Origin of the sequence: Actinoplanes oblitus (genome assembly GCF_030252345.1) — a bacterium.
Taxonomy (GTDB): Bacteria; Actinomycetota; Actinomycetes; order Mycobacteriales; family Micromonosporaceae; genus Actinoplanes; species Actinoplanes oblitus.
Genome location: NZ_CP126980.1, coordinates 9,358,580 through 9,371,929 on the forward strand (window position 1 = coordinate 9,358,580; position 13,350 = coordinate 9,371,929).

At 71.5% G+C, this 13,350-nt stretch carries 8 protein-coding genes; 2 read left to right on the forward strand and 6 right to left on the reverse strand.

Annotation, left to right across the window (positions count from 1 at the left end; translation table 11 throughout):
* The first annotated feature begins 3 nt into the window (after positions 1-3).
* Entirely contained in the window at positions 4-579 is a 576-nt protein-coding gene (locus Actob_RS41755) for a hypothetical protein (protein WP_284917477.1), read from the forward strand.
* A gap of 97 nt (positions 580-676) precedes the next feature.
* On the opposite strand, the gene rlmB is transcribed toward Actob_RS41755, so the two are convergent.
* The 5 genes from rlmB to Actob_RS41780 all read right to left on the reverse strand — a co-directional run bounded on the left by rlmB (position 677) and on the right by Actob_RS41780 (position 9,375).
* Positions 677-1,804, reverse strand: coding sequence for a 23S rRNA (guanosine(2251)-2'-O)-methyltransferase RlmB (gene rlmB / locus Actob_RS41760; protein ID WP_284917478.1), 1,128 nt, complete (start codon positions 1,802-1,804; stop codon positions 677-679).
* Entirely contained in the window at positions 1,804-3,219 is a 1,416-nt protein-coding gene (gene cysS / locus Actob_RS41765) for a cysteine--tRNA ligase (RefSeq protein WP_284917479.1), read from the reverse strand. Before cysS ends, rlmB begins: the two co-directional genes overlap by 1 nt.
* A 142-nt stretch (positions 3,220-3,361) precedes the next feature.
* Positions 3,362-5,014 (reverse strand): S8 family serine peptidase, encoded by a 1,653-nt coding sequence (locus tag Actob_RS41770; protein ID WP_284917480.1) that lies wholly within the window; start codon positions 5,012-5,014, stop codon positions 3,362-3,364.
* A gap of 80 nt (positions 5,015-5,094) precedes the next feature.
* A complete protein-coding gene (locus Actob_RS41775) occupies positions 5,095-6,450 on the reverse strand; it encodes a class II fumarate hydratase (protein WP_407653748.1) in 1,356 nt (451 codons plus the stop codon).
* Positions 6,451-6,513: 63 nt separating this feature from the next.
* Entirely contained in the window at positions 6,514-9,375 is a 2,862-nt protein-coding gene (locus Actob_RS41780; protein ID WP_284917482.1) for an AfsR/SARP family transcriptional regulator, read from the reverse strand.
* 360 nt (positions 9,376-9,735) lie between these two features.
* Here Actob_RS41780 and Actob_RS41785 point away from each other — a divergent pair, with 360 nt between their 5' ends.
* The gene (locus tag Actob_RS41785; protein ID WP_284917483.1) at positions 9,736-10,236 is read left to right on the forward strand and encodes a hypothetical protein; all 501 of its coding nucleotides are present in this window, start codon (positions 9,736-9,738) and stop codon (positions 10,234-10,236) included.
* Between the two features lie 1,415 nt (positions 10,237-11,651).
* Here Actob_RS41785 and Actob_RS41790 read toward each other — a convergent pair.
* Positions 11,652-13,319, reverse strand: a complete 1,668-nt coding sequence (locus Actob_RS41790) for a fumarate hydratase (RefSeq protein WP_284917484.1) — start codon at positions 13,317-13,319, stop codon at positions 11,652-11,654.
* Positions 13,320-13,350: the final 31 nt, after the last annotated feature.

The window sequence follows — 13,350 nt, forward strand, 5'->3', positions numbered from 1 at the left end:
ACCGTGGATTTCTCGGAACGCCTCCGACGGCTGTCGTCCGCCGGCATCGAGGTGATCGAACTCTTCTCCGCCGATGACGGTCGCGTCACTCCGGTGTCCGTCGCCTCAGCCGTGACGAGCTGCGGCGCGGACAGTGGACGGGTGGATCGCGCCATCGACGACGCGGATCCCGACCGCATCGTCGAGGGAAACGCCGCCTGGGCGGAACTCGCTCAGCAGTTCTCGCTGTCCGGCAGCGACGGAACATTCCTGCTCGCTATCGATACCGCCGGCGGCGAGGACAGTTCCTACGAATGGTTCCGGGTCCGACTCACCGACCAGTGGGATTTGATGGGCCGAGGTGCCGCGGAGGGCGTACTCGGCGGGGGTTGGGGCATTCCTGAATTCCGGATGCACTCCCTTGACGGCGAGGTGCTGCTGGCGGCGAGCTGGTACGAGACCTGCTTCAGCGTCCTGGCCGTTCCCCGGCCGTACCGGGCGGCCGTTCTCCGGGGCGAGGCCGAATATCTGCTGACCCGCCGGCCTTCCGCCGGTCGCGAGGCCCTCTTGCGACGCTGGTTGGCGCGGGGAGCGGGATAGGCGAACCGCGAGACACGCTGACGTTCCGGCCGTTGCCGGACACGAGAACAGGGGCCCGGCATCGCTGCCGGGCCCCTGTTGCGATCTCGTACGAGAATCAGCCGTGCACGCGCCGCCGGGCGACCTCGGCCAGCGTCACCGCTGCGGCCACGCTGGCGTTCAGCGACTCGACCTCGGAGGCCATCGGGATGCTCACGCGCAGGTCGCAGGTCTCGCCGACCAGGCGGGAGAGACCCCGGCCCTCGGAACCGACCACCACGATCAGCGGGCCGATGGCGGCTTCCAGCTGGTAGAGGTCGGTTTCGCCGTCGGCGTCCAGGCCGATCGCGGTGAAGCCCTGTTTCTGGGCCGCCTTGATCGCTCGGGTGAGGTTGACGACCTGGGAGACCGGCACCCGGGCGGCCGCGCCGGCGCTGGTGCGCCAGGCGGTCGCGGTGATGCCGGCGGCCCGCCGCTCGGTCATGAAGACGCCGTGCCCGCCGAACGCGGCCACCGACCGGATCACCGCGCCCACGTTGCGCGGGTCGGTGATCCCGTCCAGGGCGACCAGCAGCGGCGCGGTCTGCTCCAGCGCCGCGGCCACCAGGTCGTCGAACTCCTCGTAGGCGAACGGCGGCACCTGCAGGCCGATGCCCTGGTGCAGCACGCCACCGGTCATCCGGTCCAGCTCGGCGCGGCTGATCTCCAGGATCGGGATGCCCCGGTCGCCGGAGGTGCGGACCGCCTCGGCGACCCGCTCGTCGATGTCGATGCCCTGCGCCACGTAGAGCGCGGTGGCCGGCACCAGCGTGCGCAGCGCCTCGACCACCGGGTTACGGCCGAGCAGCAGCTCGGGGCCTTCCTTGGTGGGGTTGGACCGGCGCCCGGGCGCGACCCGCGGGCCACGCGGCCCGGCCGCGCCGCCACGGCCGCGGGTGGTCTGGGTACGGGTGATGCCGGGGGCACGACCGCCGCTGCGACCCCAGGTGGTGTCCTTGGTACCGGGCTGGCCGACCTTGGGCGTCCGGCCCTCGGCGGCCGCCGCCCGGCGCTCCTTCTCCTGCTTGCGCGCGGTCTTCTCGGGCAGTTTCTCGGTGCCCGAGTACCCCTTGTGCCACGGCCGCTCGTCGGCCGGCAGCGTCTTGCCCCGCCCCTTGAGCCCGGAGCGGTTCTTGCCGCCGGAGCCGGCCGGGGCGCCTTTCTTGGAGGTCGCGCGCTTGCTCGCGTTCTGTGAATTACCCGGCATCAGTGCTGCTCTCCTACCGTCCAGCGCGGACCGGCCGGAGTGTCCTCCACCTGAATACCCGCGTTCTTGAGCTGGTCCCGCACCTGATCGGCGGCCGCCCAGTCCTTCCTTGTGCGGGCCTGCGCCCGCTGTTCCAGAGCCAGCGCGACAAGCGAGTCGACGACCGGCTTCAGGTCGTTGCCGCTCTCCGCGCCACCCCAGGCGTCGTCGAGCGGGTCGAGGCCGAGCACCCCGAGCATGGCCCGGACCGCTGTCAGCGCGCCCCGGATGGCCGGCTCGTCGCCGGCGGCCAGCGCGGTGTTGCCCTCCCGGATGGTGTCGTGCACCACCGCGAGCGCGGCCGAGGTGTTCAAGTCGTCGTTCATCGCCTCGGCGAACGCCGGCGGCACCGCCTTGGGCCGGCCGGGACCGACCACCTCGGCGGCCCGGTGCACGAAGCCCTCGATCCGCTGGTACGCCACAGCGGCCTCGCGCAGCGCCTCGTCGGAGTAGTCGATCCGGGACCGGTAGTGCGGGCTGCCCAGGTAATAGCGCAGCTCGACCGGACGGATCCCGGTGGCCACCAGGGTGGGCAGGTCGATCACGTTGCCCAGCGACTTGCTCATCTTGGACTTGCCCAGGTTGAGCAGGGCGTGGTGCACCCAGAACCGGGCGAAGCCGAAGCCGGCCGCCTTGGACTGGGCCACCTCGTTCTCGTGGTGCGGGAAGGTCAGGTCGAGGCCGCCACCGTGGATGTCGAACTCGTCGCCGAGGTAGCGCCGGGCCATCGCGGAGCACTCGATGTGCCAGCCCGGCCGGCCCCGGCCCCACGGCGACGGCCAGTACGCGTCCTGCGGTTCGTCCGGTTTCACGCCTTTCCACAGCGCGAAGTCGCGATGGTCGCGCTTGTCCCGCTCCAGCGCCTCGCCGCCGGCCCGCATGTCGTCGGGTTTCTGGCCGGACAGCGCGCCGTACTCCGGATAGGAGAGCACGTCGAAGTAGACGTCGCCGTTGGCGGCCACCGAGGGGTAGGCATGACCGCGCTCGATCAGCTCGGCGATCAGGTCGTGCATCTCGGTGATGTGCCCGGTGGCCAGCGGCTCGTAGGTGGGCGGGAGAACGTTGAGGGTGCGGTAGTCCCGGTCCAGCAGCAACCGGTTCTCGAAGGCGATGGCCCAGTAGGGCCGGCCCTGCTCGAGTGATTTCTGCAGGATCTTGTCATCCACGTCGGTGACGTTGCGGATGAACGTCACCTCCAGGCCGGTGTGCAGCAGCCAGCGGCGCAGCACGTCGTAGTTCACGGCGGAACGGAGGTGGCCGATGTGGGGAGAGGACTGCACGGTGACGCCACACAGGTAGATCCCCACCTGACCGGGCGTCATCGGGACGAAGTCCCGGACCGATCGGGTCGCGGTGTCGTACAAGCGCAGAGTCACCGTACAAGGGTACCGACCGGGGCGATCGGATTAACCGCCCCGGTCGTCCGACTTCTCCACACCCTTTTCGGGTGTTGCGGCGAAGCCGCCTCGGCTTGCTCAACGCCCTTTCGGGTGTTGCGGCGAAGCCGCCTCGGCTAGCTCAGCGGCCGCCGACCGCCGCGTACGCGTCGACGATGCCGTAACCGTAGAACCCGTTGAAGTTCGTCCCGCCCTCACAGAGCGCGTCGAACTCCGCCGACCGGCCCTCCTGCGCGTAGCTCTGCAGGCGCGGCGTCGGGCAGGCGTGCTCGTCCGCCGTGCGGTACAGGATCTGCTCGACCAGCGACGGCGGCAGCGTCTTGCCGCCTCGGTGGAAGTCCGGGATGCCGTACCGGCTGACGATCAGGGCGCCGACACCCGCCGCGTGCGGCGAGGCCATCGACGTGCCCTGCAGGTACGTGTAGTAACCGCACTTGCCGGCCTTGGTGCAGTCCTTGAACACCGAGCCCTGGCCGGCCGCGGTGATGTTGCCGTCCGCGTCGACCAGGCCCTCCTCCTTCAGCACCTTGAGCGGGTAGCTGGAGAGGATCTCGTTGCCGACGGTCTGGTAGGTGTCGGTGCCGAAGCCGTCGCGGTACCAGCCGCCGGGCGCCGAGACCGAGATCTGCTCGGTGCCGTAGTTGGAGAAGTCCGACTTCTTGCCCGACGGGCCGAGCGAGGACACGCCGATCACGTGCGGGCCCTCGGCCGGCAGGTCCCAGCAGGACGCGTTGTCGATCGGCCGGGAGTACGGGTCGCCCCCGTAGTCCGGGCTGGAGACGTCGGTACGCGGCTTGCCCAGGTCCTCGTGGTTGTTGCCGAGCGCGCCGAAGAGCGTGACGCCGTGGGCGTGCGCGTAGTTCAGCGCCCGCTTCATGCCCGTGATGATCGCCTGCTGCTCGGCCTGCGCCTGCGGGCTGTCCGCCGGGTTGGCGGTGCAGTTGTAGAGCCACGGGTCGACGTAGAACGACATGTTGACCACGTCGATGCCGTGGTCACCGGCGTACGTCAGGGCGTTGACCACCGGGTCGAGGAAGAAGAAGCCGGAGTCCTGGCCGCCCTTGAGCTCGACCAGGGTGACGCCCGGCGCGACACCGGAGATGCCGCTGCCGTTGAGCGCGGCGCCGATGGTGCCGGCCACGTGCGTGCCATGCCCGCCGTCGTCGGTGCCGACCGGGTCGAGGCAGCCCGCCACCTCGCACTCGCCGTCGATGCCGACGATGTCGGGCGCGAAGTTGCGGGACAGCCGGGTGCTGAAGTGGGCGCCGAGGTCCGGGTTCGAGGCGTCCAGGCCGGTGTCCAGCACGCCGACCGTCACACCCCGGTCACCGGACTCGATCTTGCGGGCCTTGTCCGCCTTGACCATGGCCAGGCCCCACAGCTTGTCGTCCAGCGGGTCGGCCTTGGCCGGGCCGTGGCCCTTGCCGCCGCGCGACTTGAGGCCCCGCTCCACCTTCTCCAGGCCGTTCGGCGCGTAGCCGATGGCCTTGCGCTCGGTCGCCCCGACGAGTTCGGCGGAGGCCGTCGCCTTGCTCTGGAACGTGGCGTCGGTCGAGGTAACCCGGTACACCCCGACGGCGTCGTTGGCACTGACCACGGTGCCGCCGGCCGCCTTGATCGCGGCCTGGGCATCCGACGCGGAGACCCCCTCGGCGGCGACGACCGTGTAGTCGGTCGCCGCCGTCGGCTCCGCCTGAGCGGATCCTGGGACGGTCGTAAGGAACGCCAGACCCGTCAAGGTGACGACGGCTCCGACAGTGAGGCGTCTTCTCATGAAGTGCGCTCCTCGTGAGAGTTGGATCCCCGCATCACATCGAGAAAGGTCGCTCGGCGCAAGGTCACCGACCGGCCAATTTACGGGCGTGTCATCTTCAGAACATCAAGCGCCTGATCCAGCTGTTCCTCGGTTAAGGTGCCCGCGCTGACGTGGCCGCGCTCGATGACCACCTCGCGGATCGTCCGGTTGGTGGCGAGTGCCTGCTTCGCGATGGCGGCCGCCTCGTCGTACCCGAGGAACCGGTTGAGCGGGGTGACGATCGACGGGGAGCCCTCGGCGTACCCTCGCGCGATCTCCTCGTTCGCTGCCAGGCCGGCCACACAGCGGTCGGCGAGCTGGCGGGCGGCCGCGGCCAGCAGCCGGATCGACTCCAACAGGTTGCGGGCCATCACCGGCAGCATCACGTTCAGCTCGAAGTCGCCCTGGGTGCCGGCGAAGGCGACCGTCGCGTCGTTGCCGATCACCTGGGCGCAGACCTGCCGGACCGCCTCGGGCACCACCGGGTTCACCTTGCCCGGCATGATCGACGAACCCGGCTGCAGGTCGGGCAGGCGCAGCTCGCGCAGCCCGGCCCGGGGTCCGGAGCCCATCCAGCGGATGTCGTTGGCGATCTTGTAGAGGCCCACCGCCACCACCCGCAGCTGCCCGGACGCCTCGACCAGCGCGTCCCGGGCGCCCTGCGCCTCGAAGTGGTCGCGGGCCTCGCTCAACGGCAGCCCGGTCTCCTGCCGGAGCAGCTCGATCACCGCCGGCGCGAAGCCGGGCGGGGTGTTCACCCCGGTACCCACGGCGGTCCCGCCCAAGGGCAGCTCGCCGAGCCGGGGCAGGGTGGCGGTCAGCCGCTCGACGCCGTTGGCGACCTGCTGGGCGTACCCGGAGAACTCCTGACCCAGGGTGACCGGGGTGGCGTCCATCAGGTGGGTACGACCGCTCTTGACCACGCCGGACCACTCGCCGGCCTTGGCCCGCAGGGCGCCGGCCAGGTGCTCCAGCGCCGGGACCAGGTCGTCGCGGACCGCCTCGGTGGCGGCCAGGTGGATCGACGACGGGAACACGTCGTTGCTCGACTGGGACGCGTTGACGTGGTCGTTCGGGTGGACCGGCCGGTCGGCGGCGCGGGACGCCAGGGTGGCGATCACCTCGTTGGCGTTCATGTTCGACGAGGTGCCCGAGCCGGTCTGGAACACGTCGACCGGGAACTGGTCGTCGTAGCCGCCGGCGGCGACGTGCGCCGCGGCGGTGGCGATCGCCTCGGCCAGCTCCTTGTCCAGCACGCCCAGCTCGGCGTTGGCCCGGGCGGCGGCGCCCTTGATCCGGGCCAGCGCGCGGATGTGCGCCAGCTCCAGGCCGCGCCCGGAGATCGGGAAGTTCTCCACCGCCCGCTGGGTCTGTGCCCGCCAGAGGGCGTCGGCGGGAACCCGCACCTCGCCCATCGTGTCGCGTTCGATCCGGTAACCGCTCTCGTCAGAAGTCACCCGGCCATCCTCTCTCGCGGATCAGTCCACCGCTGCGATCTCCTCGGTCACACCCATCCGCTCGAAGGTCTCCCGGGCCTGCGCCCGGAGGCGGTCCGCCTCCGGATCACCCGGGTCCAGGCAGTCCGCCAGTCCCAGCTGCGCCCGGGCCGTCCAGTACGGGATCCGTCCCGCCGCGGCGACCCGCAGCGCCTCGGTGAACATCGCCCGCGCCCCGGCCCGGTCACCGAGACGCCGCAGGGTGACCGCGTATCCGTGGCGGAACCCGGCCTGGTGCCGGGAGTCGTTGAGCCGGACGCTGATCTCCACGGCCCGGCGGTGCTCGCCCAGCGCCTCGGCGTACCGGCCCTCGTCGCGCAGTAGCCGGGCCCGGTCGTTGTGCGCGTCACCGGTCGTCGACTGGTAGCCGGTACGCCGGGTCACCCACAGGGCCATGTCGATGTAGTGGTGCGCGGCGGCGGCGCTGAGCGTGCCCAGCCGGTAGCGCAGCCGTTGCAGGGTCAGCAGGGTCCCGGCGAGCTGCCCGTCCTCCCGGTTCTCGATGGTGGAGAGGAGCCGGCGCCGGGCGTAGTGCAGCGCCTGCTCCGGCCGGCCCAGCGCGGCGAAGATGTCGGCGGCGATGGCCAGCGTGGAGCTCGCCGAGCCGAGGTCACCGAAGCGGGTGTGCAGCCGGATCACCGTCTGCACCGTCTCCAGGGCCTCGGCGAGCCGGCCCTGGCTCAGGTAGATGGTGCCCAGGTTGCTGTACCCGACCGACGTCGCGTCGATCTCGCCCAGTTCCTCGCGCAGCCGGATGGAGAGCAGCAGGTACTCCTCCGCCTTGTCGGTCTGGCCGGCCCGGCCGTACACCGAGGCCAGGTAGTTGGCGGTGGTGGCGATCGCCGAGCGGCTCCCGGACGCCTGGGCGGCGGCCAGGGCGAGCAGTTGCAGCCGCCGGGTGTCGTCCATGTAGCCGCGATAGAACATCTGGTGCCAGACGGCCCGGGGGATCTGCCAGGCGTAGTCGGTCCGGCCCGCCGCCTCGACGTACGCGACGAGGTTCGGGCGCTCCCGCTCCAGCCGAGCGATCGGATCCCCGGCCACCAGGTCGGGCCGGGCCGCCACCGGCGCGCCGAGGTCCCGGGTCAGGATCGCCCGGTGGCTGGGGATGGTCGCGGCGATCGCGGCGTGCAACTGGAAGTCGAGGACCGCGGTGAGGGCGGCGGCCCGGTCACCGGCCGGCAGCTCGGCGGCGAGCATCCCGGCGTACTCGCGCATCAGGTCGTGCAGCCGGAACACGCCCGGCTCCGGCTCCTCGACCAGGTGGACGTCGACCAGGTCGTCGAGCATCTCCTCGGCGGTGTCCCGGGCCAGGTCGGCGAGGGCGGCGACGGCGAGCGCGTCGAAGTCGGCGCCCGGATGGACCCCGAGCAGCCGGAACACCCGCTGCAGCGGAGGGCGCAGCTGGCCGTAGGTGAGGGCGAAGGCGCCGGTCACCGTACGGTCCTCGGCGGCCAGCTCGGGCAGCGCCGCCTCGCTCAGCCGCCGCAGCAGGTCGGCCACCCGCCATCGGGGGCGGTGCGCCAGCCGGGCCCCGGCCAGCCGGATGGCCAGCGGCAGCAGCCCGCAGCGCCGGACCACCTCGGCGGCCGCCTCGGGCTCGGCGCGCACCCGCTCCCCGGCGATCTGCTCCAGCAGCGCCACCGCCTCGTCCGGCGCGAGCACCGGCAGTGATTCCACCCGCGCCCCGTCCAGCCCGGCCAGCCGGCGCCGGCTGGTGACCAGGGCCAGGCTGCCCGGCGCGGTGGGCAGCAGGTCGGCGATCTGGCTGCTGGACGCGGCGTTGTCCAGCACCACCAGCAGGCGCCGCCGGGCGGTCTCGGTCCGCCAGCAGGCCACCCGCTGCATCGGCTCCAGGGGGATGTCCTCGGCGGGCAGGCCGAGCTGGCGGAGCAGGATGAGCAGCGCGGCGGCCGGCTCAACCGGGTCCCGCTCGCTGTGTCCCTGCAGGTCGACGAAAAGGTGCGCGTCCGGGTAGCGGTCACCGACCAGCGCGGCCAGGTGCAGGGCCAGCGTGGTCTTGCCGCTGCCGGCCATCCCGTCGATCACCGCGACCAGCGGGCCGGACTCGTCGCCGGCCAGCCGCCTGGACAGCAGCCGGTCGATCTGCTCGCGCCGCCCGGTGAAGTCGCCGACCGTCCGCGGCAGGCAGCGCACCGGGACGGCCGCCCGCGACTCCGGACCGGCACCGGCCGCGGTCTCTCCCTTGAGGATCTCCCGGTGGCGTCCCTGCAGCTCCTCGCCGGGTTCGATGCCGAGCTCGTCGGCCAGCAGCTGGCGGGCCCGGCGGAACTCGGTGAGCGCGTCGGCCTGCCGCCCGGAGCGGGCCAGGGCCAGCATCAGCTGCCCGCGCATCCGCTCGCGCAGCGGGAACCGCTCGACCATGGCGCTCAGCTCGCCGGCCAGCTCGCGTTCCCGGCCGGCGGCCAGCTCCAGGTCGGCCCAGTCCTCGACGGCGAGCGCGTACCGCTCGTCGAGAACCGTCGCGGCCTGGCGGATCACCGGGGCGTCCAGCTCGGCGCAGGCCGGGCCGCGGCGCAGCGCCAGCGCTCGCCGGTACGCCTCCGCGTCCCCGTTCGCGCGCGCCTTCGCCACCGTCCGGGCGAAGACCTCGGCGTCGAGCTCGTCCGGTCCGACCCGAATGCCGTAGCCTGCCCGATCGGTGAGGATCACCCCGACTGGTAGGATCCGCCGCAAACGCGATATGCATGACTGCAACTGACCGCGGGCGGTGGCCGGCGGAGTGCGGCCCCAGAGCGCGTCGATGAGTTCGCCGGTGCCGACGATCCGATTCGGATCGAGCAGCAGCATCGCCAGCACGATCCGGTCACGCCCGGCAGTCACGGCCACCGGCTGTCCGGCCACAGTTACTGACAGTGGCCCCAAAATGCGATAGCGCATAGTAGCCATCCGTTCCCCCGTGCCAGCCATCGAGACTAGCCGACACGTGAGAGTGGATCGACAGTGGAACGAGAGCGCCCTGGCGCAGAGTGAGGTCCAGCGCCGTTCCATCGCCGATGCTTACCCATCGCCCCCAGAACGCGGTGGGACGGCCAAAGGTCTGGATACACGGGGGCGTTCAGCCCGTCCACGGGTCGCCGTGGGCGGGCTGTTCGCATCTCGCCGATCACCCTCGGTTGGACGCGGGTGCGAACGGAACGTACCGTCGGTTCCGCCGTGCCCCCCCGACCGCGAAGGATCCAGATGCGACCCGCCATCCTGGCCGTGCTCGCCGGCGTCCTGTTCACCGCCGCCGCCTGCGACAGCGACGCACCCGTGTACGAGACGGGAGCAGCGCCGGCCCCGGCGACCAGCACCACCCTCCCGCCGCCCCCGGACTACTCGGCCGACACCGCGAAGGTGTGCGCGCGGCTCGACAAGGTCTTCGACGGCGAGCTGGACGACTTCGGCGCCGCGCTCGGCAAGATGATCGCCTACAAGGAGGCGAAGAAGGCCGCCGAGGCGACCAAGGCGGAGAAGGCGGCGGCCGCCGAGCTGCGGTCGGCCGGCGCCCAGATCCGCAAGGAGACCGCCGGCGCCCAGGACCCGGAGTTTAAGGCGGCCGGCGAGACCTCGGCCCGCAAGCTCGAGGCCAGCGCCACCGACCGCGCCTACCTCAAGCGCGTCAAAACCCCCGCCGACCTGGACAAAACCCTCAAACCCCAGTTCGCCGAGTGGCTCAGCCCGGTAGCCGGCTTCTGCTGATTCCAACCCTTTCCGGTACGCCCTCCCCGCCCCCACCCGCACAGCCCCGTCCCGTGCCTCGACGCCAGGCCGCCTTCACCTCACGACCGCGAGGCCGCATCCGGGCCGAACTGCCCCTACCGGCAGCCCGCCCAAACCCCCCAACCCCGTCGGCTGGCCGTCACGGTGGTCTCCAGCCCCGCGACACCACCCGCAGCACCAGCCCGTCGCGCTTGGCTGGTCGTCACGGTGGTGTCCGGACCCGGGACACCACCCCGAGCACCAGCCCGTCGATCGCGGCTGGTCGTGACGGTGCTCTCCGGACCCGGGATGCCACCCTCAGCACCAGCCCGTCGGTCGCGGCTGGCCGTCACGGTGGTCTCCAGCCCCGCGACACCACCCTCAGCACCAGCCCGTCGCGCTTGGCTAGTCGTCACGGTGGTCTCCAGCCCCGCGACACCACCGTGAGTGCCAGCCCGTCGATCGCGGCTGGTCGTGACGGTGCTCTCCGGGTCCGGGATGCCACCCTCAGCACCAGCCCGACCGGACCCACCACCCCGGCTGGCCGTCACGGTGCTCTCCAGCCCCGCGACACCACCCTGAGCGCCAGCCCGTCGCGCTTGGCTGGTCGTGACGGTGCTCTCCGGGCCCGGGATGCCACCCTGGGCGCCAGCCCGTCGATCGCGGCTGGCCGTCACGGTGGTCTCCAGCCCCGCGACACCACCCTCAGCACCAGCCCGTCGCGCTTGGCTGGTCGTCACGGTGGTGTCCGGACCCGGGAAACCACCCTCAGCACCAGCCCGTCGCGCTTGGCTGGTCGTCACGGTGGTGTCCGGACCCGGGAAACCACCCTCAGCACCAGCCCGTCGCGCTTGGCTGGTCGTCACGGTGGTGTCCGGACCCGGGAAACCACCCTCAGCACCAGCCCGTCGCGCTTGGCTGGTCGTCACGGTGGTGTCCGGACCCGGGAAACCACCCTCAGCACCAGCCCGACCGGACTTACCGATCGCGGCTGGCCGTGACGGTGGTATCCGGGCGCGGGACACCACCCTGAGCACCAGCCGATCGGTCTTGCCGGTCGCGGCTGGCGCCCGCGGTGGTATCCGGGCGCGGGAGACCACCGTGGGTGCCAGCCGGGGAGTGGGCGGGGTTGTGGGTTGGCGGTCGTGGCCAGCCACGGGCGTCGCCCTGGAGGGTCGGGCGTTTTGGACGCGCCAGCGTCCTGCCCGGCCCGGAAGGGTCCCTGGCGGGAGCGACGATCAGTGATCAGCGCGGATCCGAGTCAGCAAGATCTTGAATGTGATCTTCAGTTTTCGACGCATGTCGATACGCGAAGACCACTGCTTGCCGATGCCGCGAAGATCACCGCTTGCCGGGGCCGAGAAGATCACCGCTTGCCGGGGCCGCGAAGATCACCGCTAACCGGTGCCGGAAGCTCAGCGTTTGCCGATGCTCAGGACCGGCTTGGTGACCGCCTCGAAGAAGTCGTTGCCCTTGTCGTCGACGACGATGAAGGCCGGGAAGTCCTCGACCTCGATCTTCCAGACCGCCTCCATGCCGAGCTCGGGGAACTCGAGCACCTCGACGTGCCGGATGCAGTCCTGCGCGAGCCGGGCCGCCGGGCCGCCGATCGAGCCGAGGTAGAAGCCGCCGTAGGTCTTGCAGGCGTTGGTCACCTGCTGGGACCGGTTGCCCTTGGCCAGCATCACCATCGAGCCACCCGCGGCCTGGAATTTCTCCACATAGGAGTCCATCCGGCCGGCCGTGGTCGGGCCGAACGAGCCGGACGCGTAACCCTCCGGGGTCTTCGCCGGGCCGGCGTAGTAGACCGCGTGATCACGCAGGTACTGCGGCATCGGCTCGCCGGCGTCCAGCCGCTCGGCGATCTTGGCGTGGGCGATGTCCCGGGCCACCACCAGCGGACCGGTCAGCGACAGCCGGGTCTTCACCGGGTACTTGCTGAGCTCGGCGCGGATCTCGGCCATCGGCCGGTTCAGGTCGATCTTGACGACCTGCTCCGACTCCAGGTGGTCGTCGGTGACGTCCGGCAGGAAGCGGGCCGGGTCGGTCTCCAGCCGCTCCAGCCAGACGCCGGACGGAGTGATCTTGGCGACCGCCTGCCGGTCCGCCGAGCAGGAGACCGCGATGGCGACCGGGCAGGACGCGCCGTGCCGGGGCAGCCGGACCACCCGCACGTCGTGGCAGAAGTACCGGCCGCCGAACTGCGCGCCGATCCCGAAGTCGCGGGTCAGCTCCAGGACCGCGGCCTCCAGCTCGAGGTCACGGAAGCCGTGCGCCGCCATGGTGCCGGCGATGGGCAGGTTGTCCAGGTACTTCGCGCTGGCCAGCTTGGCGGTCTTGAGCGCGTGCTCGGCGCTGGTGCCGCCGATCACGATGGCCAGGTGGTACGGCGGGCAGGCGGAGGTGCCGATCAGCCGCAGTTTCTCGTCCAGGAACTGCATCATCCGCTGCGGGTTGAGCAGCGCTTTCGTCTCCTGGTACAGGTACGACTTGTTGGCCGAGCCGCCGCCCTTGGCCATGAAGAGGAACTTGTACGCGTCCGGGTGCCCGTTCGGGTCCTCGGCGTAGAGCTCGATCTGGGCCGGCAGGTTCGTCCCGGTGTTCCTCTCGTCCCACATGGTGAGCGGAGCGAGCTGCGAGTACCGCAGGTTGAGCCGGGTGTACGCCTGGTAGACGCCGAGCGCGATGGCCTCCTCGTCGCGCCCGTCGGTGAGCACGTGCCGGCCGCGCTTGCCCATCACGATCGCGGTGCCGGTGTCCTGGCACATCGGCAGCACGCCGCCGGCCGCGATGTTCGCGTTGCGCAGCAGGTCGAGGGCGACGAACCGGTCGTTCGGCGACGCTTTCGGGTCATCGATGATCGCGCGCAGCTGGGCCAGGTGCGCCGGCCGCAGGTAGTGCGCGATGTCGTGCATCGCCTCGGCGGTGAGCACGGTCAGCGCGGACGGCTCGACGGTCAGGAAGCGGCGCCCGCCCGGCCCCTCCACAACGTCCACGCCCTCGTCCGTGACCAGGCGATACTCGGTCGAATCGTCGCCGGTCGGCAAGAGCGGCGAGTAGGTGAAAGCGGCGCCTCTGCTCATGAGCGGCAAGCCTAGGCCAGCCGGGGTGGGC